This is a genomic window from Streptomyces sp. NPDC029292 (assembly GCF_055569295.1).
Map to the genome: position 1 here is coordinate 249,432 of NZ_JBVHXR010000016.1, position 21,011 is coordinate 270,442.

The following is a 21,011-nucleotide window of genomic DNA, read 5'->3' on the forward strand; positions in this document are numbered from 1 at the left end:
CGCCGGACGGGCTGACATCAGCCCCGCCGGCATGTGAGGGGCGGGGTCAGCCGGGGATCAGACCGTCGTCGCTCAGCAGCTCGCGGACCTCGGCGAGGGACGCGTCCGGGGACGGGAGGATGAGTTCCGACGGTTCGAGGGAGTCGTCGGGGAGCGGAGCGCCCAGGCGGCGGACCTCGTCCAGGAGGGCGCTCAGGGTCCGGCGGAAGCCGGACTCGTCGCCGCTCTCCAGTTCGGCGAGCAGCTCGTCGTCCAGCTTGTTCAGTGCGGTGAGGTGGCTCTCGGCCAGCCTCACCTGCCCCTCCCCCATGATCCGTACGATCATGTCGCCCTCCTAAGGCGTGGGACCCGGTCGTACAGGTGGTTACTGCTTGTCGAAGCGCGGAGTGTCCTGGGACTGCTGCGACTGGGACTGCCCCGTGCCGCCCTCGATCGCCTGCTGCGGCGAGGAGCCGCCCGCCAGCTCCGCCTTCATGCGCTGCAGCTCCAGCTCTACATCCGTACCACCGGAGAGCCGGTCCAGCTCGCTCTGGATGTCGTCCTTGGCCAGCCCCGACTGGTCGTCGAGCGCGCCCGAGGCGAGCAGCTCGTCGATGGCGCCGGCGCGCGCCTGCAGCTGCGCGGTCTTGTCCTCGGCACGCTGGATCGCCATGCCGACATCGCCCATCTCCTCGGAGATGCCGGAGAAGGCCTCCCCGATCCGGGTCTGCGCCTGGGCCGCCGTGTACGTGGCCTTGATCGTCTCCTTCTTGGTGCGGAAGGCGTCGACCTTCGCCTGGAGGCGCTGCGCCGCGAGGGTGAGCTTCTCCTCCTCGCCCTGGAGGGTCTGGTGCTGCGTCTCCAGGTCGGTGACCTGCTGCTGGAGCGCGGCCCGGCGCGACAGCGCCTCACGGGCCAGGTCCTCGCGGCCGAGCGCGAGCGCCTTGCGGCCCTGGTCCTCCAGCTTGGTGGACTGGTTCTGGAGCTGGTTCAGCTGCAGCTCGAGGCGCTTGCGGCTGGTCGCCACGTCCGCGACGCCGCGGCGCACCTTCTGGAGCAGCTCCAGCTGCTTCTGGTACGAGTAATCGAGGGTTTCGCGCGGGTCCTCGGCCCGGTCAAGGGCCTTGTTCGCCTTCGCGCGGAAGATCATCCCCATACGCTTCATGACACCGCTCATGGGCTTCGCGCGCCCCCTTCTGACGGACTCCAGCTCCAGGTACTGCAACAGAACCCACAGTACGGGCCCTGCATCCATTACCGCACTGTTCGGGGACGGATGCGCTCATCCCCAAGGACGACTGCGTACGACCCCACTCCGGCGTAGGGAGTAGGTGGCCCTAGGGGTCGCCCCGCCCGGCCAACCGTGCGCAACGTCCCCTCTGTCCCACTACAGACGTGCGGTGTTGCCGGATCGTTCCCCACTCGAACGACGTCCATGCCCCCGCACCACGTACCCTTGGGTTTTGTGTTCCGTAGCCGTGCCAAGGAAGAGAAGGCCCCCGCCGACAAGGCGCCGGTGACCGACTCCAAGCAGACCCGTGACCCGCAGGCCCCGAAGGGCCGCCCCACGCCCAAGCGCAGTGAGGCCCAGACCCAGCGTCGTAGCGTCGCCAACACGCCGACGTCGCGCAAGGAGGCGTCCAAGCGACAGCGTGACGATCGTCGTGTCCAGCTGGAGAAGCAGCGCCAGGCGCTGGCCAGCGGCGACGAGCGCTACCTGCCTGTCCGTGACAAGGGGCCGGTGCGGAAGTTCGCGCGCGACTTCGTGGACTCGCGCTTTTGCATCGCGGAGTTCTTCCTGCCGCTGGCCGTGATCATTCTCGTGCTGAGCATGGTGCGGGTCGGCTCGCTGCAGAACATCGCGCTGCTGCTGTGGCTCGTGGTGATCGTGATGATCGTGGTCGACTCGATCGGCATCGCGATCCGCCTGAAGAAGCAGCTGAACACGCGCTACCCGGACCTGCCCAAGAAGGGCGCGGTCCCCTACGCGCTGATGCGCACCCTCCAGATGCGTCGACTCCGGCTGCCGAAGCCGCAGGTCAAGCGCGGAGAGCGGCCCTGAGCACAACATCCTTCTCCGGGGGCGCGGCGGATGCCTGGCTGAACAAGCTGGGCGGCCTGCGTGATGTCGTACGGCAGGAGCTGGTGGCCCGGCAGCTCGACGAGCAGATAGCCGGGCGGTTCCCGGTGGGGCAGCGGCTGCGGGTCCTCGACGTCGGGATGGGCCAGGGTACGCAGGCGCTGCGGCTGGCCCGGGCCGGGCATCAGGTGACCGGTCTCGAACAGGACGCGCGGATGCTCGCCGCGGCCCGGGAGGCCCTGGCCGCCGAGCCCGAGGGGATCCGCGGCCGCGTACGCCTCATCGAGGGCGACGGCCAGGAGACGGGCGTCCACTTCCTGCCGGGCAGCTTCGACGTGGTGCTGTGCCACGGCGTACTGATGTACGTCGAGGAGCCGGACGCGCTGCTGGCGGGCCTGGCGCGGATGCTGGCGCCCGGCGGGTTGCTCTCGCTGCTCGTACGCAATGCCGACGCGCTGGCCATGCGGCCCGGGCTGTCCGGCGACTGGACGTCGGCGCTCGCCGCCTTCGACACCACCGCGTACACGAACCGGCTCGGGCTCGACGTCCGCGCCGACCGCCTCGCCACGCTGACATCGACGCTGGCCGGCATCGGGGCGCCGTTGCACGCCTGGTACGGGGTGCGGGTCTTCACGGATACGGCGGTCGACGGGGCGCCGGTTCCGCCGGATGCGGAGACGCTGCTGGCCGTCGAGGAGCGGGCGGGGCGTACGGATCCGTATCGGCAGGTGGCGGCGCTGCTGCACCTGTGCGGAGTGCGCGGCTGAGCGACCCGTTCGGGTGCGCATCGCAGGTCGGGGCATCACCCGAAAAGGGAAACTTCAGGCATGGATGCTTCCCGTTCCCGCGTCTTTCGGCTCGCCGCCCCCGTAGTCGTTCTCGCCTGTTCCGCCGCTCTGCTCTCCGGCTGTTCGGACTCCTCGTCGTCCAAGAAGGACGGCTCGACGACGACGCAGGCCGCTGTCCCGGCGGCGGCCGACGATCTGCAGGACGAGTATCTGAGGGTGATCAAGGACGTCCTGCCGTCGGTGGTGCAGATCCAGGCGAGCAGTGATCTCGGGTCGGGCGTGGTGTACGACGACAAGGGACACATCGTCACCAACGCGCACGTGGTCGGGAACGCGAAGAAGTTCAGGGTCACGACCGCCAACAGCGAGGGCGAGCTGCCGGCGACGCTCGTCTACGCGTACCCGGACCAGGATCTCGCCGTCATCAAGCTGGACAAGGTGCCCGGCGGGCTGAAGGCGGCGGCCTTCGGGGACTCCTCGAAGGTCGAGGTCGGCCATATCGTGCTGGCGATGGGCTCACCGCTCGGGCTGTCGTCCAGCGTGACCCAGGGCATCGTCTCGGCGATCGGACGCACCGTCAGTGAGGGCCGTACCGGCGGCGGTACGGGGGCCACCATCGCGAACATGGTGCAGACGTCCGCGGCGATCAACCCCGGCAACAGCGGCGGCGCGCTGGTGAATCTCGACGGGCAGGTCATCGGCATCCCCACGCTCGCCGCCACCGAACCCGATCTCGAGGGCGGTGGGGCGGCCGGCATCGGCTTCGCGATCCCCGCGTCGATGGTGAAGACGATCGCCGACCAGATCATCAGGAACGGCAAGGTCACCGACTCGGGGCGGGCCACGCTCGGCATCACGGGCCGTACGGTCGTCGACGACAACTACAAGGCGTCGGGGGTCGCCGTGGTCGAGGTGAAGAGCGGCGGCGCGGCCGACAAGGCGGGCATCCGGCCCGGCGACGTCATCACCGAGCTCGGCAACGCCGACATCACCACGATCACCTCCCTCTCCGAGGCACTCGCCGCCGAGAAGCCGGGCGACAAGACGAAGGTGACGTTCACCAGGGGCGGGACCCAGAAGACGGTCGAGGTGACGTTGGGCGAGATCTGACGTCGGGCGAGATCCGACGTCGGGTGGGCAGTGGCCGCCGGACAAAAACAGCGGCGGGGTTGCCGGGGTTCGACCGCGGCAACCCCGACCGGCCTACTCCGGCTCGGCGTGCAGGCTCATCGGCCCGTAGATCTGCGTGCTGTCCTCGAAGAGGAACACCTGGTCCGCGCCGCCCTCCAGGAGGTCCTTCCACACCTCGCCGATCCAGGACTCGGCGTCCCCCTGCGTGGTGAACTCCTCGGGCTGCACCGCGGGTTGGACCTCTGTCCCGTCGGACTTCTCGAACCGCCACGTCCATGCCGCCATGTACGCCTCCCAGGTATGAGCACACTGCACAGCGGAAGCCGGACAAGATCCGGCTCCTGCCCGAAGCCTAGGCGCTCCGCCGGGTGGGGGACAGAAGATCGCGAGTCGTGGGACGAGTTGCGGGTCGTGGGGCGAGTGCCGGTTGTCGTGGCTGAGCGCGCCCACGCGGCGGAACCGCACGAAGGGACGGCCCCGCGCCCCTCCGGGCGTTGTACCCGAACGCGCGCCACCTACGGTGACGCGGGAAACTCAGGGCGTGGAAATGACTCTGCTCGGCACCGGCGCCCCCGAGGGCCTGCCCCGCCCCGACTGTCCCTGCGCGGCCTGCGCGACCGCGCTCGGCGAGAACGCGCGGGCGGCCACCGCGCTGCTCGTGGACGGCACGCTGCTGCTCGACCTCACGCCCGGCGCGGCGTTCGCGGCCGCCCGCGCCGGGCACTCGCTGGGCGGCGTACGGCAGGTGCTGCTCTCGCATCCGCACGACGGACCCGCGGTCGAGGTCCCGGCCGGGCTGCCGCAGCCCGGCCGGGTGCCGGACGGGCGGGAGTTGGCGCTGCTGACCGGGCACCGGGTGCGGGCGGTGCCGATGGACGCGCCCGGCACGGGGTACGCGGTGACCGGGCCGGACGGGCAGCGGCTGCTGTATCTGCCGCCGGGCGCGGCGCCCGCCGGGCTCGAGGCGAACGGCGACGCGCCGTACGACATGGTGCTCACCGATGTCGTGGGGCGGCCGGACGCCCTGGCGAAGCTGCGGGCGGTCGGCGCGGTCGGGCCGACGACGGACGTGATCGCGGTGCATCTGGACCATGACGTGCCGCCGGGGGCCGAGTTGCGCCGGCGGCTCGCGGCGGCGGGCGCGCGGGCGGTGCCGGACGGGACGACGCTGGACGTGGGCGTCTACGAGGACGTGCCCGATGTGCCGCGGCGCACGCTGGTGCTCGGCGGCGCGCGCTCCGGCAAGTCCGTCGAGGCCGAGCGGCGGCTCGAGGCCTTCCCGAACGTGCTGTACGTGGCGACGGGCGGCGCGCGCAACGGGGACAGCGAGTGGGCGTCCCGGGTGAGCATCCACCGCGAGCGGCGCCCCGGTTCCTGGCGCACCGCCGAGACCTGCGACCTGGTCCCCCTCCTGGCGGAGGACGGCCCTCCGCTGCTCATCGACTGTCTCTCGCTGTGGCTGACGGACGCGATGGACACCGTGAACGCCTGGGACGACGCGGAGTGGTCCGGGGGCGGCGAGCGCGCGCTGCGGGCGCGGGTCGAGGAACTCACCGCCGCCGTCCGCCGCACCCGCCGCACCCTCGTCGCCGTCTCCAACGAGGTCGGCTCCGGCATCGTCCCCGCCACCGCCTCCGGCCGCCGCTACCGCGACGAACTCGGGCGTCTGAACGCGGGGTTCGCGGCGGAGTGTGAGCATGTGGTGCTGGTGGTGGCGGGGCAGGCGGTGGCGTTGCGGGGGTGAGGGGGTGAGGAACCGCGGCGTCAGCGCCGGGCAATGATGCGGAACGCGTTGGAGAAACGGGTGCGGCGGAAGAGCGGGGCGAGCCCGTGATCCAGCGCGGAGGCCGAGGCGAGCAGCGGGGCGGACGCGCGGGTCAGAGCCGTACGCAGGCGGCGCTGAAGGGCGGACGGCGGCGCGGGACGCCAGGGCGCGTCGAGGCCGGGGAGGGCGCGGCCGAGGGCCAGGGCGAGGGCGCCCGAGAGGTCGTACGGGATGTGCGGCTCCCGGCGGTCCGTCGAGACGACCAGGCAGCCGAGGGATTCGAGCTCGCCGAGCAGGTTGGGCAGCGGCATGAGGTGCAGATGGCGCGGCTGGCCGTACGACACCCACCACTTGCCCAGCAGCGCGCCGAACGCGCAGTCGGGGTCCGGGACTTCGACGAGCAGGTGTCCGCCGGGGCGCAGCACCTCCAGCGCGGCGCGCAGTTCCTCGCGCGGGTCGCGGGTGTGCTCCAGGTGGTGGAACATGCTCACGACGTCGTAGCGGGCGCGCAACCGCTCGGCGATCTCCGGGTCGGCGAGCCGGCCGCGGTGCGCCTCCTCGACCCGCCCGGCCGCCCGCGCCTTCTCGACGCGCCGGGTGGGGTCGAGCCCGTCGAACGCCGTGTACGGGTGAATCTCCTTGGCCACCTCCGGGAAGTGCCCGTGCCCGGTGCCGACGTCGAGCCAGCTCTCCGGTTCGGGGTGCGGCAGCATGGCGCGGGCCGCGGCCAGGTGGCGTCGGCGGCTGCCGCGGGCACCGAGGATCCGCTCGGCGAGGCCGTCGAGTCCCTCGGCCACCCCGGGTCCTTCGCGGAAGTCCCGGTGGTAGAAGGCCAGCCCCTCCGCCGTGAGCCGGGGGTTCTGGAAGGCGTGGGCGCAGTCCCCGCACTCGTCGACGACGAAGGTACCGGGCTTGCGCTGCCGCAGGTCGGGCGTACGCAGCCGGGTGCGCAGCCGCTTCGAACCGCACCAGGGGCAGTCGGCCCGGCGCGGTTCGTGGAACCGGTCGGTGCCCTGGGCGAGTTCGCTCAGACAGGCGGCGCGGCGTTCGGCGATCGACTGCGGGGTGGGGCGCATGGGTGCTCCTGGGGGGCGACGGGGCAGCTGTCGGGCCGTACGACAATCCGATACAAACGGTACGTATCGAATCTCGATCCCGAGCGCAACGACGTGGCGCAGCCGTGTTCGATCGCTGCCGGTACTGTTCGGCGAATGAGCTCGCTTAATCTCGACGACTTCACCGATCTGATCGAGCGCCCCGACGGAGGCGTGCGCCGCGACGCCGAGGCGCGCCGGGAGCGCCAGATCGTGCCGCCCGGAGCACTGGGCCGCCTCGACGACCTGGGTGAGTGGCTGGCCGCGGCGCAGTCGGCCGTGCCGGTGCGGCCGATCGAGCACCCGCGCGTGGTGCTGTTCGCGGGCGACCACGGGGTCGCCGAACTCGGCGTGTCGGCGCGGCCCGCCGGCAGCGCCGACCAGTTGGTGCGGGCGGTCCTTGAGGGCGCCAGCCCGGCGTCGATCCTCGCCCGGCGGCTCGGCGTGCCGGTGCGCGTGATCGACATGGCGCTCGACTGCGAGCCGGACGGGCTGCCCGCCGAGGTCGTACGTCATCGGGTGCGGCGCGGTTCGGGACGTATCGACGTCGAGGACGCGATGACCCTGGAGGAGGCGGAGGCCGCGTTCCGCGCGGGTGTCGCCGTCGCGGACGAAGAGGCGGACTCCGGTACGGATCTGGTGGTGCTCGGCGATGTCAGCGTCGGCGGGACCACGGCGGCCGCCGTGCTCGTCGCGGCGCTGTGCGGGACCGACGCGTCGGTCGTCACCGGGCGGGGCGGGCGGGCCATCGACGACCTCGCGTGGATGCGCAAGTGCGCCGCCGTCCGGGACGCCCTGCGGCGGGCCCGGCCGGTGCTCGGGGATCAGTTGCAGCTGCTGGCGACGGTCGGTGGGGCCGATCTCGCGGCGATGACCGGGTTCCTGCTGCAGAGCGCGGTGCGGAAGATGCCGGTGATTCTCGACGGGGTCGTCTCGGCCGCGTGCGCCCTGGTCGGGCAGCGGGTCGCCTTCCGGGCGCCGGACTGGTGGCTGGCCGGGCAGGACAGCGGGGAGCCGGCGCAGACGAAGGCGCTGGACCGGATGGCCCTTGAGCCGCTGCTCGACCACGGCGTGACCGTGGGCGAGGGCGCGGGCGCGCTGCTGGCCCTGCCCCTGGTCCAGGCGGCGGCAGCCCTGGCAGCCGACCTGCCGGAGGCTCCCTCCCCCGAGGCGGAGCCCGAGCCCGAGGCCTCCGACCAGGACGAGTAATCGCGTACGACCGGTTCGGCACCGCCGAAATCCGCCGCCTCGGCTGAGCGCCGTCGCGGCGGATTCCCTTTGCCCGGCAGCAGGGGCGACAGCGACCTGGCAGCGATGGGCGAGGGGCCGAGAGGCCGAGGGGGGCAGGGGCCGAGAGGCCGAGGGGGGCCGGCGCGGAGCGCCAAGAGCGCGCCGCAGAGCGCCGCAGAGTCCATCACAAAGCCCAGCGGCAGCGCACCCGCACCACCCGCACCGCCCCTCCCCCGCACACACCACCCCGCCCCATATCATCGCCCTTTATGGGAGATGCCCGAATTGCCGCTGAGCAGGAACGGGCGCCGGCCCGCCAGGGGGACGGGGACCGGCGGTCCACCGCTGCCTCACGGCGGGCCGCCGCCTTCGCAGTCTGGTATCTGCGTGCCGTCACGTTCATCAACTTTCTGAGTGCCGCGTGGGTGTCGCTCGGGCAGGACGTGCGGCGGCACAACACGGAGAACTACTTCACGCCGTACCTGCTGACGGCAGGATTCGCCTCCGGTGTGTTCACGATGTTCCTGGCCATCACCATGCGGCGGCGCAAGCGGGCCGCGTGGATCCTCAACTTCGTCCTCAGCGGGCTGTTCCTGCTGCTGTTCGCCGTCGCGATGGCGTTCCCGGAGATCCGGCAGTACGCGCAGAACTGGATCTCGCTCGTCCTGACGGCGGCGTTCGTCGCGTCGCTCGTCATCGGCCGCCGCGAGTTCTACGCGAAGGGCGACCGCTCGAACCCGAAGCTCGCCGCGGCCGTCGCGGTCGGCGGCCTGCTGGTCACCTCGCTGCTCGCCGCGCTCCTGGTGACGGTCACCAACAACGCCCACGACGCGTACCGTTCGACCTTCCTGGACCGCTGGCGCTACGGCACCCTGCGGCTCGTCTCGGTCGCCGCCGACGACTCCCACTACCCCGGGATCACGACGCCCAACTGGGTCAACGTCACCGTCAACGTGCTCAGCACCCTGCTCGTCCTCGCCGTCTTCTACGCGGCCTTCCGCTCCCGCCGCGCCGTCGACCCGCTCACCGAGGACGACGAGAAGCGGCTGCGGGTGCTGCTCGACAAGAACGGCGACCGGGACTCGCTCGGCTACTTCGCGCTGCGCCGGGAGAAGAGCGTGGTCTGGTCGCCGACCGGCAAGGCGGCGGTCGCGTACCGCGTCGTCGGCGGGGTCTCGCTGGCCTCCGGCGACCCGATCGGCGATCCCGAGGCGTGGCCCGGCGCCATCGACCCCTGGCTCTCCGAGGCCCGCGCGCACGGCTGGATCCCGGCGGTGATGGGCGCGAGCGAGGAGGCGGGCACGGTCTACTCCCGGCATGGGCTGGACGCGCTGGAGCTCGGTGACGAAGCGATCGTCGAGACCGCCGAGTTCACCCTCGAAGGACGGGCCATGCGCACCGTCCGGCAGGCCTACAACCGGGTCAAGCGCGCGGGGTACAAGGTGCGCATCCGGCGCCACGAGGATATTCCGGCCGAGAGGATGGCGTATCTGCTCAAGCGCGCCGACGACTGGCGGGACGGGGCGACGGAGCGCGGGTTCAGCATGGCGCTCGGGCGGCTCGGCGACCCGGACGACGGGCAGTGCGTGATGCTCGAATGCACCGACGCCCAGGGGAAGTTGAGGGCGGTGCTCTCCTTCGTGCCGTGGGGGCCGCACGGGCTCTCCCTCGACCTCATGCGGCGCGACCGCGACTCCGAGAACGGGCTGATGGAGTTCATGGTGATCGAACTCCTTCGGCGCGCCCAGGAGATCAGAATCACTCAGGTCTCGCTCAACTTCGCCATGTTCCGATCCGTCTTCGAACGTGGCGCGCGCCTCGGTGCGGGACCGGTGCTGCGGCTGTGGAGGTCGCTCCTCAGCTTCTTCTCGCGCTGGTGGCAGATCGAGTCGCTGTATCGCGCCAACGCCAAGTACCGGCCCATCTGGGAGCCCCGGTTCCTGCTCTTCGAGAAGAGCGCGGACCTGCTGCGCATCGGTGTCGCCGCCGCGCGCGCCGAGGGGTTCCTGGAGGCGCCGGGCCTGCCGAAGTGGCTGCACCGCAAGCACCTGGAGTCGCACAGATGAGTACCCTCGCCCGCTGGGCCCGCACGGAATGGGGACTGCTGCACGTCACCGCGCGCGAGGCGCTCATGAAGAGGCACTGGCGGGCGATCCCCATGACCATCGGGGCGGTCTGTCTGACGGCCGCCTTCCAGTTCGTGCAGAACCAGTCCTGGGGCTATCAGTTCGTGCAGAACGTCGGCGCCGTCCGCACGGAGGACCCGCTCTGGCTGGCCCTTCTGCGCACCCCGCTCTCCCTGTTCGTCCCGGCGCTGGACCTCCCGGTGTGGGGTGCGCTCGTGCAGATCCTGCTCGTGTTCGGGATCGCCGAGATCTGTCTGGGCTGGTGGCGGACGCTCGTCATCGCGTACGTCGCCACACTGGCCGGGACGCTCTACGCGCGCGTGGGCATCGCGCTGGGCCCGCACAACCCGCTGGGGCTGCCCGCGTCGGACGCGCAGGTCGTCGACACCGGCCCGTCGGCGGCCGTGGTGGGCCTCGCCGTGTTCCTCGGCTGGCGCTATGGCGCGTACCTGACCGCGGGTGTGGTCGTCGGGGCCATGGTGATCGAGGTGCTGCTCAAGGAGAACCTCGCGGGCAAGGAGCACCTCGCCGCGATCTCCGCCGTCGTGGTGGTGTGCTGGATCTCCGCGGTGCGTCACCGGCGGCCGGGCAGGGTCCGGGCGGGGACGGGATCCGGTTTGCCGCCGATCCAGTCCTGAAGCGTGCGGCGGGGGCCCGCCCAGCGGCGGTCGTGGTGGTAGGACCGCAGTCTCGACTTGGCCCGGGCGCGCGGCCGGCGGCGGTAGAAGCGCTTGGCCCACGGCGAGCCGGGGCGGGCCAGCCGGATCGCGCCGACCAGGGCGAGGAACGGGACGATCACCCCGAAGATCGCGGTGCGCGCCTTGCCCTTGCTCAGGGCGACGAGCGAGAAGAAGAAGTTCAGAGACACGCTCAGGATCACGCCGCCACGGTCCTGGAGTTCCTCCTGGCTGAGGTCGTTGACGCCGAACGGGGCGAATCCGCCGAGCACCAGACCGACGATTGCCGCCGTGACCATCACGACCTCGACGCTCTTGCGCCCCTCCTCGGTCCAGTAGACGTCGTGGAGGTGCAGGATCAGCGCGAACTCGTCGAGCACCAGACCCGCGCCGATCCCGAAGATCACAGCGAACGCGGCCGCGCCGAAGCCGTACCGGCTGCTGGCCACCGCCCCGAAGCCGCCGATCACGGTCAGCACGACGCCGGGGACGACATGGTGGATGTGCAGGTCACCGGCCTTCACATTGCCGAAGGGGCCCTTGCCCGCACGGATGAGCCGGACGATGACGCGGGTGATCACGAAGGTCAGCACGAAGGAGGCGAGCGCCAGCAACAGCGGCAGCTTTCCCGGCTCGACGATGTTCCGGTGCAACCAATGACCCATGTGCGAACTTTATCCAGGTATGCCGAGCGATGTTCGCGCCGGTCGCGTCGGGCCAACCTGCTTCTCCGGCCGGGGGTCCGGGGGTTGTCCCCCGGGAGAACGCAGCATCCACAGCCGCTGTATCCGCCCTCCGGGCACCCGGGTACTCTGCGCCGGTGTCCAAGACCCCCCTGCCCGACAGCCTCCGCTTCGCCTTCGGCACCCTCACCGTGCTCCCCGTGAAGGTGACCCGCTGGGACCGCGACGCCGCGCGCGGCGGGATGCTGTGCGCGCCCGTGGCCGGGCTGGTCGTCGGGGCGGGCGCGGCCCTCGTGGGCGTGGCGCTGCTCGCGATGGGCGCGGGCCCGCTGCTCGCGGCCGTGGCCTCCGCCGCCGTACCGGCCGCGCTCACCCGGGGCCTGCACCTGGACGGGCTCGCCGACACCGCGGACGGACTCGGCAGCGGCAAGCCCGCCGAGGACGCGCTGCGGATCATGAAGCAGTCGGACATCGGCCCGTTCGGCGTGATCACCCTGCTCTTCGTGCTGCTCGCCCAAGTGGCCGCACTCTTCCAGGCATACGACACCTCGTGGGCCCGGGGCGCGCTCGCGGCCGTCGTCTCGGCGACCGCGGCCCGTCTGGCCCTCACGCTGGCCGCCCGCGCCGGGGTGCCCCCGGCCCGCCCCGAGGGTCTGGGCGCGACGGTCGCGGGCACCGTGCCGGTGCGCGGCGCCCTGCTGGTGACGGCCGCCGTGGTCGGCGTGGCCGCGGGCGCGGGCGCGCTCCTGGGGACGTACGACATCGTGCGCGCCGCGGTGGCGGTGCTCGCCGCCTGCGCGATCGCCGAACTGCTGCTGCGGCACTGCACGCGCCGCTTCGGCGGGGTCACGGGCGATGTCTTCGGCGGGCTCGCCGAGACGGCGGCGACGACGGCACTCGTGGTTCTGTCACTGGGTTGAAACGATCCCCGGTGAACTCACCGGTCGCACCCGCCCCGTGACTAATCTGAGCCGCCGAACGCCCAACTCATGATCGTCATCGGGGGATGTCCGTGCCGAAGCTTCGCCGTGCCGTGGCCTGGTTCATCGACTTCGCGTTGGTGCTCTCGGGGGCCTCGGTGCTCGCCGTGCTCACCTTCCACCGCATATCCGCGCTCGTCACCGACGTGCCCGACCTCGCCACGAGGAGCGGCTTCGACCTGCTGACCTCGCGCGGCGATGTCATCAACGCCTCGGAGCACCTGGGGCTCTCGCTGTGGAACAAGGCGGTGCTGTACGTGGAGGAGGCCTTCGGGCTGCTGATCGTGGTCACCTTCCTCTACCAGTGGGCGTGCCTGGCTCTCGCCGGCCGCACGATCGGCAAGGGCCTGCTGGGTCTGAAGGTCACACCGGCCGCCCCGCGCCGGGCCGCCCTGCGCGCCGCGGTCACCACGGCGGCGGACGTCGCGGTCTACGCGGTGGCCTGCGTCCTGCTCATCGAGGGCCAGTTCCTGCTGTCGGTGCTGGTGTGGGCCGTCGCCGTCGTGATGTTCTTCGTCAACGCGCTGCCCGTACTCTCGCCGAGCCGCCGCTCCCTGGCCGACCGCCTCGCCGGAACGGCGGTCACGGGCCTGGGGCTCAGCACGTCCGGCGCCACGCCCCCCACTCCTACTTTTTGAGCATCTGGCTTCATGGGGCGGGCTCCAGGCCGTGCGGCAACGTACCCCAAGGATGATCGCCCACGCCCGGCACCGCACAGTGCAGGGTGGCTCCCCGCTCTCGTGCCCAAGCTGCCGCACCGACGCCCACCGGCACCCCGTAGACGAGGTGGCACAGCCGCGCACCCGCGCCCGTCCGCGGCGGAGGACTCGGTCGGCGATACGTCTCCCAGCTGCCCTCGAACGTGACGAGCACGTCGGCGATACGGGCGTACGAGGGGTGCGGCGCCGTGCCGTGGTTGAGGGCGAGGGTGCCGCAGCCCAGGCCCCAGGCGGCCGTCGCGAGCCGCTGGTAGTACGCGAACTCGGCGATTCCCGAGGCGACTTGGTCGAGGAACGCGCCGTCTGCCCCGTACCAGGCGCGGTGGAGGGACAGCTCGCGTACGACGTCGGCGCGCGGTCTGCGGCCGTAGTCGGTGTCGACGTACCCGAGCACCCGTACGTCCGCCGCGCGCAGCCGCTCGGCAACCGCGGCGAACGCCGGATCGGGGCGCTCGCCCGGACCGCTGGCCGGGTTCAGCACGACCCCGTAGAGGCGGGGCGCGGCGGCGAGGAGGGCCTCCCATTCGGCGGGGCGGACGGACGGATGCTCGTAGTACGGCACCAAAAGGGCACCCTGTGTGGTCATCGGTGGGCCGTCGCCCTCCCCAGCAGACCGCAGACGAGCCCGGCCTGGACCCCTGCCGCCGCCCCGTACACGATCAGGCCCACCCAGTGCGGGCTGCCCGCGCGGGTCGCCAGTGCCACGGTCTGGGCGAGGGCGGCGACACCGCAGACCACGGCGGCGCTGGTGACGGCGCCGAAGGACTGGAGCAGCAGCCCGGTCCACAGGACCACCCCCAGCAGGAGCAGCCCGGCGAGCCGTACGCCGCCGGTGATCGCCGGCGCGTGCGGCCACAGCGCGGACGTGGCGAGGCTGAGCGCGAGCAGTGCGGCGAGGTAGCCGGTGAGGCACTGGACGAGGGTGACCGCGGTGGTCCGCCAGAAGTCCCTCGACGTGCTGCTGGAGCGCAGTCCGGCGAGGCTGCCGCTGCGGAACCGGAAGAGCAGCCACTCGGCCGGGCCCATGCTGAGCGTCAGTGCCACCGCGGCGGGCGCGGCCACTGTGGTGTGCGCGCCCGCCAGTACGTCCCCGAGCGCCGCGTACAGCACCAGGACACCGCTGCCGAGCCCGAAGAGGGCGTACGGCAGGGATCCGGCGAGCCAGGGTGCGGCGGTACGGGGCCCGCGCTCGGGGGTGGACCCGAGCATCCCGAACGGCAGCAGCGCCGCGAAGGCGGCCGTCCAGCTCCCGTCCCCCGACCCCCGCACCGCGGGCGCCACTTCGAGCAGGGCGATGAGTGCGACCGCGGCCAGCGAACCCAGCAGCAGGGCCGCTCTCGCCGGGTCCGGAACCGGGTGGACCAGAGCCGGCACCGCGCCCGCCGCCATGGGCAGCAGGGCGGCGAGCAGGGCCCGTTCGCGGCCCATGACCAGCAGCACGGTGGCGGCGCCCAGATAGCAGGACTGTCCGGCGGCGAAGGCGACCGCGCCGAGGTGGGCCGTACCCGCCGCGGCCAGGGCGACAAGGGAGCCGAGCAGCACGCCCACCGGAGCCCCGACGAGCAGCGCGCGGCGGGCCGCCGCGCGGTCGCCGAGGCCCAGCCAGGAGTACGCCCGGTGGGCGAGCCCCTGGTTCCAGGTCCAGCCGCACAGCGCCCCCGCGAGCAGCGGGACCGTCCCGGCCGGGAGCCCGAAGTCTTCCTTCGGACCCGCGAGGAGCGGCGCCCCCAGGACGTATCCGAGCCCCGGCAGGGCGAAGACGACGCCCCGCAAAAGGCAGCCGAGCAGGCCGAGTTGCCATGGGTCGTGGACCGGCCCCTCCGGCTCGGGGTAGTGGCGCTCGACCCGTTCGTACAGCTCCTGCGCGAGGGCGAAGGAGTTCTTCACGCCGTAGCGCTCGCGTATCCGGTCGTCCGACATGCCGTCGGATTCGAGGAGCGCGGCTATCTCGTCGGGGTGGACGGCCGCCGCTATGAAGTCACCCAGGCGATCGGCGAGTTCGTCGATGGGGTCCGGCTGTGCCCAGCTCGGCGGTTGGCGCTGCCGCGGCACGAGCGGGAGCGTGTCCTCGTCCGTGCCGGGCGGCATCCGGAGCGAACCGCTCACCAGTCGGTCCCGTCCGTGGCGACCGCCTGGTACCAGGGATCGCGCAGTTCCAGGGTCCAGTCGGCGACGGTCTCGAGCGTGGGCTCGTACACCTCGGGCAGGCCCGCCAGCTCCTGGTAGATCGTCCGAAAAGCGTCTACGGAACGGCGCAGTGTGAAGCGGTCGATGACCCGCTGGCGGGACAACTCACCCAAAGTCAGGCGCCGTTCGTCGTCGCGCAGCAGCGTCAGTGCCGCCGCGGCCATCTTCTCCGGTTCGCGCGGCGGTACGACGATGCCCGTGTCGCCGACCGCCTCGCGCACTCCGCCGACGTCGGTCGACACCGTCGTACGGCCGCAGGACATCGCCTCGATGATCGAGAAGGGGAAGCCCTCGGAGATCGAGGAGAGCATCACCACGTGTCCGGCCGCGTACGCGCGCCACACCTCGCTGATGCGGCCCTCGAAGGTCAGCCCGTCCGTGACACCCAGCTCGGCGGCGAGCTTCTCCAGGCGGGTGCGGTACGCCTCTCCGCCGGGCGGTACCGGGCCGAACAACCGCAGCCTGGTCTCGGGCAGTTCGGCGCGCACCATGCGGTACGCGTGCAGCAGGGTCTCCAAGTCCTTGATCGGGTCGACGCGGCCGCACCAGGTGAGGGTCGGCACCTCGGGTTCGGGGCCCGCGTGCGGGAAGGCGTGCGGGTCGACGCCGTTGTAGACCGTGCGGATCCTGTCGGCGTCGGCGCCGCCGCGCTCCTCCCAGCGGCGGTTGTACTGGTTGCACGGGGTGATCAGGTCGGCCGCCCGGTATCCCAGGGAGTTCAGCTCGCGGTAGAAGCCGAGCATGAACGCCTTGACGGGCCAGCGCTGTTCGCCGCTGCGGTAGCCGAGGTAGCGCTCGCGCAGATAGATGCCGTGCTCGGTGAGCAGGAACGGGACCCCGTCGAGGTGGTGCGCGACCAGGGCGGGCAGCGTGGCCAGCCCGCTGCTGACCGCGTGCGCCACGGAGTCCTCGGGGATGCGGACGCCGAGCGGGCGCAGGGCGTGCTCCAGCAGGTCGGTGGCGGTCAGCGCGTCGTGCACGGTGGGCCGGGCGGCGGCCGTCGGCAGATGCGGCATCGTCCAGATCCACATCAGCGAGCGCAGCGCGGTCTCGGTGCGCAGGGCCGCCGACAGGCGCCCGTCCCGGGCGAGTTCGGCCAGCTCGTAGAGCGCCTCGCCGAAGTCGCAGTGCGCCTCCGGGTCGAGGAAGGAGAGCAGGAAGCGCTCGTATGTGTCGGTGAAGCGGCGGCGGGCCCGGCCCAGCGGCGCGCGGGCGCGTCCCGGCCTCGGGCCCCAGGTCGGCACGGAGGTGTGCCGGTAGATGTTGGGCGGCAGCTCCCAGGTCACAGGTTCGCGGCCGCTGCCGGTGAGCGAGACGATATGGAAGTCGACCTCGGGCATGCCCTTCACGAGCTGGTCGCACCAGGTGCTGACCCCGCCGTGGACATGCGGATAGGTGCCTTCGGTGAGCATGGTGACATGACGGCCGTTGCGCATCGTGCGAGTTCCCCCCTGTGGAACATTCACTCCGGCTCGGGCGCGCACCCCGGCCGGTCCTGGCCGGGGTGCGCGTGGTGCTGCTGGCCGCGCCTTACGACGCGGGCAGGGTCAGCTTGAGAGCGGACTGCAGGACCTCCGGCGTGGTCCAGGCCGAGCGCTCTCCCGCGTACGGCGTCCCGAACGCGGTGGTGCCGAGCAGGAGTTGCTTCTTGGTCCCTTCGGGTGCGGTCACCGGGATCCGGGTCCCGGACGGGGCGGTGACAGTGACGGTCGTGCCGGTCCGGTAGGCCGTGACGCTGTCGTTGGCCACGGCCGTCTGCCAGGCGGCGCGGCGCTGGAGCTCGGTGCCGATCGCACTCTGCCGGGGGTTCTCCAGCGGGGTGTTGTCGGCGTAGAGCGCCTTGTAATCGGTGAGCACCTTGTCCAGGACCGGGTAGAGGATGCGCCCCTCGGCCAGGTTGGACTGGTGGGCGTAGTGCGGGCGCGGATCGTTGCTGAGGACGTGCCCGAGCGCGGTGTGCGCCTCCAGCGGGACGATGTACGAGGTGTAGCCCGTGGCGGTGTCCAGCGGCGCGCTCAGACAGGTCGAGGTGGCGTTGTTCTCGCAGACTCCGCTGCCGCCGTCGGCCTTGGACGTGTAGATCCAGTTGTACTCGTCGGTCATCTCGGCCGCCGTACCGGCGTTGTAGTACACGTTCATCGGGTAGCGCGGCACCGTGAGTGCGCTGCCGACCGCGCGCTGGGCGGGCTCGCGGGAGTTGTCGGAGGCGGTCCACTTGACGCCGTTGTCGGCGAGGGCGCCCGCGAGGTTCGGGTTGTCGGCGGGCTGCTGCGGCAGTGTCTTCAGACCCGAGTGCTCGCCGGTCACCAGCTCGGCGCGGTCGGTGGAGAGGCCGTGGGTGAGCGCCCAGTTGTAGTTGTTGGAGATCTCCGCCGAGATGTCGGCGCGGCTCATGTACTGGGTCGTACCGTCCGCGTTCTTGGCGCAGCTCCACGGCACGGTCGTGACGTCCTGGACGCAGCCGAGGAACAGGTGGGTGTAGGTGTGGTTCACCCAGCGGTACTTGGCCTTGTCGGCGAGCAGCTGGTCCGTGAGGGCGTCGGCGTTGCCGTTGTCGGCCTTCCACTCCTCGCCCGCGCCGGCGTTGAAGACCATGTCGAGCGTGAAGCCGTTGGCCTGCTCCCACTGGGCGGCGTACTGCGCGTCCGCCGCCGTCATCCGGATGTCCGGGGCCGTGCTGCCGCCGTTCACGCAGTCGATGTCGCCGGGCGTGCAGTTGTTGACCGTGTCCCAGCGGGCGTCGGGGGCGAACACGTCGTCGACATGTACGGCGAAGTAGTTGCGGCTCTGCCCGAGGTGTACGCCCTGCGTCAGCCATTCCACGATGCCGGGGGCCAGGACGCGGAACTGCTCCTGGTACTGGTTGTACGCGAAGGTGACGACGAGTTCACTGCGGCCGCCGTGGGTGTACTGGCCGAGCAGGGTGCCGCCGGTCGGCGCGTCCAGGTAGCTGGTGAAGCCGTCCCTCGGGTGGGCGGCGTAGCCGTAACTCTCGGACACCGAGGTGTCGTTGTCCTCGAAGGTCAGCGGCCCGTCCAGGTAGCGGAAGGGGCCCGCCTTGCCGGCCGCGGTGACCTGGGTCCGCGCGCCGTCCAGGGTGCCGGACCAGCCGCCGTTCTGGTCGGTGTAGTCGAGCCCGACCTCCGGGTGGGCCCAGGTGTAGGCGTCGACCTGCCGGATGCCGTACGTCGTCTCGTACGACTCCAGGGCTGTCTGCTCGGCCGAACCCGAACCGAACGGTGCCTCGTTGGGCAGGACGACACCCTGGTACTTGGCCCGCGGGGTGCCGTTCACGGTGTCGCTCAGGAACGCCGCGTCGATCGTCGGGCGGCCCGAGTCATTGAGGTTCACGGTGGTGTACGGGATGCCGATGCTCTTCAGCTCGGCGGTGACGGCCTCGACGGGGCTGTCACCGTTGTCCACGACCAGCACCTTGAGATCGATGCGCGGCGTGGTCGCCGCGGACGCGCCGGGAGCCCCCAGGCCCAGCGCCAACAGACCGGCGGCCGCTGAGACAGCGGCCGCTTTTCTGTATCTGTGCGCGGAGTGCGCCATATGTCGTTCCTCCCCCTCGAAGATCCTCTTTTGGCCGAACCGAGGAGGATCCGTGGAAATGATGCAAAGCGGCGAGCGTCGCGCTCACCGGAACACGATGAGTGTGACTCAGGTCACCTGGAGTGAGGGGCGAGAAGTGGACACGACACCACCGGTCGGTGAACACCCGCAGGAATGAGCGAAACCCGGCCCCGAGCGTAGGCTCGTCCCGGGTACTTACCCGCCCCGGTAAGGACCGCCCCACAGGCCGGATCTAGGGTCAGCCGTCGGGCCCGGTCGACCCACCCCTCTCGGCCACAGCGATTTCAACGGAAGCGAGATTTCACCACCGTGACTGCTCTCACTCTCAGCACCGCCGCAGCGTCAGGTCTGCGGGCCGACGCGATCGTCGTCGGTGTCGCGAAGGGCCCCAAGGGCCCGGTCGTCGCACCGGGCGCCGAGGCCGTGGACAAGGCGTACGACGGCGGGCTCGCCGGAATCCTGGAGACCCTCGGCGCCTCCGGTGCCGAGGGCGAGGTGACGAAGCTGCCCGCGCCGTCCGGTTTCAAGGCCCCCGTCGTCGTGGCCGTCGGCCTGGGAGCGGTCCCGGAGGAGGACGGCACGTTCGACGCCGAGGCACTGCGCCGCGCGGCCGGTGCCGCCGCCCGCGCCCTCGCCGGTGCGAAGAAGGCCGCCTTCGCCCTGCCGATCACGGACGCCGCCGACGCCGGTGCCGTCGCCGAGGGTGCCCGCCTCGGCGCGTACTCCTTCGACGCTTACAAGGAGAACGGCAAGGACGCGAAGAACGGCAAGGCCCCGCTCGCCGAGGTCTCCCTGCTCGGCGGCAAGCCCCGCGACGCGGCGTACAAGGCCGCGATCGCGCGCGCCACCGCCGTGACCGAGGAGCTCAACCGCGCCCGCGACCTCATCAACACCCCGCCGAACGACCTGAACCCCGAGTCCTTCGCCGCCGTCGCCACCGCGGCCGGCAAGGAGCACGGCATCAAGGTGCAGGTGCTCGACGAGAAGGCGCTCGAAAAGGGCGGCTACGGCGGCATCCTCGGCGTCGGCGTCGGCTCGGCCGCCGGTCCCCGCCTGGTCAAGCTGTCGTACACCTCGCCGAAGGCGACGAAGCACCTCGCCTTCGTCGGCAAGGGCATCACCTACGACTCGGGCGGCATCTCCCTCAAGCCCGCCGGGCACAACGAGACGATGAAGTGCGACATGAGCGGCGCGGCGGCCGTCTTCGCCGCCGTGGTCGCCGCCGCGCGCCTCGGCCTGGAGGTCAACGTCACCGGCTGGCTCGCGCTCGCCGAGAACATGCCCTCCGGTACCGCCACCCGCCCGGGCGACGTGCTGCGCATGTACAGCGGCAAGACCGTCGAGGTCCTCAACACGGACGCCGAGGGCCGGCTGGTCCTCGCCGACGCGCTGTGGAAGGCGTCCGAGGAGAAGCCGGACGCGATCATCGACGTGGCGACCCTCACCGGCGCCATGGTGCTGGCCCTCGGCCACCGCACCTTCGGTGTCATGGCCAACGACGACGCGTTCCGCGCCTCGATCGTCGAGGCCGCGGAGGAGGTCGGCGAGGAGTCGTGGCCGATGCCGCTGCCGGAGCACCTGCGCAAGGGGATGGACTCCCCGACCGCCGACATCGCCAACATGGGCGAGCGGATGGGCGGCGGCCTGGTCGCCGGTCTGTTCCTGCGGGAGTTCGTGGGCGAGGGGATCACGTGGGCGCACCTGGACATCGCGGGTCCCGCGTTCAACGAGGCCGGGCCGTTCGGTTACACCCCCAAGGGCGGCACCGGCTCCGCGGTCCGCACCCTGGTTCGGCTCGCCGAGCTGACGGCAGCGGGCGACCTGGGCTGACGCGCCCCTTTTCAGGGCTCGGTTCGCCTCCGGGGCGCAAAAGCCGGTGTCGGGGGGGGGGGGGGGGGGTTGGGTGTGGGGGTGGGGGGGGGGGGGGGGGGGGGGAGGAGGGGAGGGGGAGGGGGGTGGGTGGGTGTTGTGTCATGCGTTGCCGCCCTCTTTTCTG

General features: G+C 71.7%; 19 protein-coding genes. 10 read left to right on the forward strand and 9 right to left on the reverse strand.

The window, feature by feature from the left end; all coding sequences use genetic code 11:
* Positions 1–46 precede the first annotated feature (46 nt).
* Together pspAA and ACZ4WS_RS31540 are read right to left on the reverse strand one after the other, a co-directional pair.
* Entirely contained in the window at positions 47–325 is a 279-nt protein-coding gene (gene pspAA, locus ACZ4WS_RS31535) for a PspA-associated protein PspAA (RefSeq protein WP_467985859.1), read from the reverse strand.
* A gap of 39 nt (positions 326–364) precedes the next feature.
* Positions 365–1,156 carry a PspA/IM30 family protein gene (locus ACZ4WS_RS31540; RefSeq protein WP_467985903.1) on the reverse strand — a complete coding sequence of 264 codons (792 nt, stop codon included), beginning with the start codon at positions 1,154–1,156 and terminating at the stop codon, positions 365–367.
* 258 nt (positions 1,157–1,414) lie between these two features.
* Here ACZ4WS_RS31540 and ACZ4WS_RS31545 point away from each other — a divergent pair, with 258 nt between their 5' ends.
* From ACZ4WS_RS31545 to ACZ4WS_RS31555, 3 genes are all read left to right on the forward strand, one after another.
* Positions 1,415–2,041: a DUF3043 domain-containing protein gene (locus ACZ4WS_RS31545; protein WP_467985861.1), complete on the forward strand. Its 627-nt coding sequence runs from the start codon at positions 1,415–1,417 to the stop codon at positions 2,039–2,041.
* A gap of 83 nt (positions 2,042–2,124) precedes the next feature.
* Complete coding sequence (locus ACZ4WS_RS31550; protein ID WP_467985863.1) at positions 2,125–2,826, forward strand: class I SAM-dependent methyltransferase; 702 nt, start codon at positions 2,125–2,127, stop codon at positions 2,824–2,826.
* Between the two features lie 60 nt (positions 2,827–2,886).
* Positions 2,887–3,957 (forward strand): S1C family serine protease, encoded by a 1,071-nt coding sequence (locus ACZ4WS_RS31555; protein WP_467985864.1) that lies wholly within the window; start codon positions 2,887–2,889, stop codon positions 3,955–3,957.
* 93 nt (positions 3,958–4,050) lie between these two features.
* Here the strand turns inward: ACZ4WS_RS31555 and ACZ4WS_RS31560 are convergent, their stop codons facing one another.
* Positions 4,051–4,263 carry a hypothetical protein gene (locus tag ACZ4WS_RS31560; protein WP_099500908.1) on the reverse strand — a complete coding sequence of 71 codons (213 nt, stop codon included), beginning with the start codon at positions 4,261–4,263 and terminating at the stop codon, positions 4,051–4,053.
* 256 nt (positions 4,264–4,519) lie between these two features.
* On the opposite strand from ACZ4WS_RS31560, the gene ACZ4WS_RS31565 reads away from it, so the two are divergent.
* Positions 4,520–5,722, forward strand: coding sequence for a bifunctional adenosylcobinamide kinase/adenosylcobinamide-phosphate guanylyltransferase (locus tag ACZ4WS_RS31565; protein WP_467985866.1), 1,203 nt, complete (start codon positions 4,520–4,522; stop codon positions 5,720–5,722).
* Positions 5,723–5,742: 20 nt separating this feature from the next.
* Here the strand turns inward: ACZ4WS_RS31565 and ACZ4WS_RS31570 are convergent, their stop codons facing one another.
* Positions 5,743–6,819 (reverse strand): class I SAM-dependent methyltransferase, encoded by a 1,077-nt coding sequence (locus tag ACZ4WS_RS31570; protein ID WP_467985868.1) that lies wholly within the window; start codon positions 6,817–6,819, stop codon positions 5,743–5,745.
* A 135-nt stretch (positions 6,820–6,954) separates the two neighbouring features.
* On the opposite strand from ACZ4WS_RS31570, the gene cobT reads away from it, so the two are divergent.
* The 3 genes from cobT (at position 6,955) to ACZ4WS_RS31585 (ending at position 10,831) form a co-directional block, all read left to right on the forward strand.
* On the forward strand, positions 6,955–8,046 hold the full coding sequence (gene cobT / locus ACZ4WS_RS31575; RefSeq protein ID WP_467985870.1) for a nicotinate-nucleotide--dimethylbenzimidazole phosphoribosyltransferase: 1,092 nt from the start codon (positions 6,955–6,957) through the stop codon (positions 8,044–8,046).
* 290 nt (positions 8,047–8,336) lie between these two features.
* On the forward strand, positions 8,337–10,133 hold the full coding sequence (locus ACZ4WS_RS31580; protein WP_467985872.1) for a phosphatidylglycerol lysyltransferase domain-containing protein: 1,797 nt from the start codon (positions 8,337–8,339) through the stop codon (positions 10,131–10,133).
* Positions 10,130–10,831: a hypothetical protein gene (locus tag ACZ4WS_RS31585; RefSeq protein WP_467985874.1), complete on the forward strand. Its 702-nt coding sequence runs from the start codon at positions 10,130–10,132 to the stop codon at positions 10,829–10,831. The genes ACZ4WS_RS31580 and ACZ4WS_RS31585 overlap by 4 nt, the downstream gene beginning before the upstream one ends.
* Here ACZ4WS_RS31585 and ACZ4WS_RS31590 read toward each other — a convergent pair.
* Positions 10,768–11,535, reverse strand: a complete 768-nt coding sequence (locus ACZ4WS_RS31590; RefSeq protein ID WP_467985875.1) for a hypothetical protein — start codon at positions 11,533–11,535, stop codon at positions 10,768–10,770. The genes ACZ4WS_RS31585 and ACZ4WS_RS31590 overlap by 64 nt on opposite strands.
* A 155-nt stretch (positions 11,536–11,690) precedes the next feature.
* Here ACZ4WS_RS31590 and ACZ4WS_RS31595 point away from each other — a divergent pair, with 155 nt between their 5' ends.
* Positions 11,691–12,473, forward strand: coding sequence for an adenosylcobinamide-GDP ribazoletransferase (locus ACZ4WS_RS31595; RefSeq protein ID WP_467985876.1), 783 nt, complete (start codon positions 11,691–11,693; stop codon positions 12,471–12,473).
* Positions 12,474–12,559: 86 nt separating this feature from the next.
* A complete protein-coding gene (locus ACZ4WS_RS31600) occupies positions 12,560–13,171 on the forward strand; it encodes an RDD family protein (RefSeq protein WP_467985878.1) in 612 nt (203 codons plus the stop codon).
* A 10-nt stretch (positions 13,172–13,181) separates the two neighbouring features.
* Here the strand turns inward: ACZ4WS_RS31600 and ACZ4WS_RS31605 are convergent, their stop codons facing one another.
* The 4 genes from ACZ4WS_RS31605 to ACZ4WS_RS31620 form a co-directional block, all read right to left on the reverse strand.
* Entirely contained in the window at positions 13,182–13,838 is a 657-nt protein-coding gene (locus tag ACZ4WS_RS31605) for a spherulation-specific family 4 protein (protein WP_467985880.1), read from the reverse strand.
* Positions 13,835–15,358: a hypothetical protein gene (locus ACZ4WS_RS31610; RefSeq protein WP_467985882.1), complete on the reverse strand. Its 1,524-nt coding sequence runs from the start codon at positions 15,356–15,358 to the stop codon at positions 13,835–13,837. Before ACZ4WS_RS31610 ends, ACZ4WS_RS31605 begins: the two co-directional genes overlap by 4 nt.
* The gene (gene pelF, locus ACZ4WS_RS31615; protein ID WP_467985883.1) at positions 15,355–16,875 is read right to left on the reverse strand and encodes a GT4 family glycosyltransferase PelF; all 1,521 of its coding nucleotides are present in this window, start codon (positions 16,873–16,875) and stop codon (positions 15,355–15,357) included. The genes ACZ4WS_RS31610 and pelF overlap by 4 nt, the downstream gene beginning before the upstream one ends.
* 94 nt (positions 16,876–16,969) lie before the next feature.
* Positions 16,970–18,994, reverse strand: coding sequence for a hypothetical protein (locus tag ACZ4WS_RS31620; protein ID WP_467985885.1), 2,025 nt, complete (start codon positions 18,992–18,994; stop codon positions 16,970–16,972).
* A 330-nt stretch (positions 18,995–19,324) separates the two neighbouring features.
* On the opposite strand from ACZ4WS_RS31620, the gene ACZ4WS_RS31625 reads away from it, so the two are divergent.
* Complete coding sequence (locus ACZ4WS_RS31625; protein ID WP_467985887.1) at positions 19,325–20,845, forward strand: leucyl aminopeptidase; 1,521 nt, start codon at positions 19,325–19,327, stop codon at positions 20,843–20,845.
* Positions 20,846–21,011: the final 166 nt, after the last annotated feature.

What these genes read in the sequence shown, in the direction of transcription:
- pspAA (WP_467985859.1), bottom strand. Translation starts at nt 325, where the DNA reads ATGATCGTACGGATCATGGGGGAGGGGCAGGTGAGGCTGGCCGAGAGC.
- ACZ4WS_RS31540 (WP_467985903.1), bottom strand. Translation starts at nt 1,156, where the DNA reads ATGAGCGGTGTCATGAAGCGTATGGGGATGATCTTCCGCGCGAAGGCG.
- ACZ4WS_RS31545 (WP_467985861.1), top strand. Translation starts at nt 1,415, where the DNA reads ATGCCCCCGCACCACGTACCCTTGGGTTTTGTGTTCCGTAGCCGTGCC.
- ACZ4WS_RS31555 (WP_467985864.1), top strand. Translation starts at nt 2,887, where the DNA reads ATGGATGCTTCCCGTTCCCGCGTCTTTCGGCTCGCCGCCCCCGTAGTC.
- ACZ4WS_RS31560 (WP_099500908.1), bottom strand. Translation starts at nt 4,263, where the DNA reads ATGGCGGCATGGACGTGGCGGTTCGAGAAGTCCGACGGGACAGAGGTC.
- ACZ4WS_RS31570 (WP_467985868.1), bottom strand. Translation starts at nt 6,819, where the DNA reads ATGCGCCCCACCCCGCAGTCGATCGCCGAACGCCGCGCCGCCTGTCTG.
- cobT (WP_467985870.1), top strand. Translation starts at nt 6,955, where the DNA reads ATGAGCTCGCTTAATCTCGACGACTTCACCGATCTGATCGAGCGCCCC.
- ACZ4WS_RS31580 (WP_467985872.1), top strand. Translation starts at nt 8,337, where the DNA reads ATGGGAGATGCCCGAATTGCCGCTGAGCAGGAACGGGCGCCGGCCCGC.
- ACZ4WS_RS31585 (WP_467985874.1), top strand. Translation starts at nt 10,130, where the DNA reads ATGAGTACCCTCGCCCGCTGGGCCCGCACGGAATGGGGACTGCTGCAC.
- ACZ4WS_RS31590 (WP_467985875.1), bottom strand. Translation starts at nt 11,535, where the DNA reads ATGGGTCATTGGTTGCACCGGAACATCGTCGAGCCGGGAAAGCTGCCG.
- ACZ4WS_RS31600 (WP_467985878.1), top strand. Translation starts at nt 12,560, where the DNA reads ATGTCCGTGCCGAAGCTTCGCCGTGCCGTGGCCTGGTTCATCGACTTC.
- ACZ4WS_RS31605 (WP_467985880.1), bottom strand. Translation starts at nt 13,838, where the DNA reads ATGACCACACAGGGTGCCCTTTTGGTGCCGTACTACGAGCATCCGTCC.
- pelF (WP_467985883.1), bottom strand. Translation starts at nt 16,875, where the DNA reads ATGCGCAACGGCCGTCATGTCACCATGCTCACCGAAGGCACCTATCCG.
- ACZ4WS_RS31620 (WP_467985885.1), bottom strand. Translation starts at nt 18,994, where the DNA reads ATGGCGCACTCCGCGCACAGATACAGAAAAGCGGCCGCTGTCTCAGCG.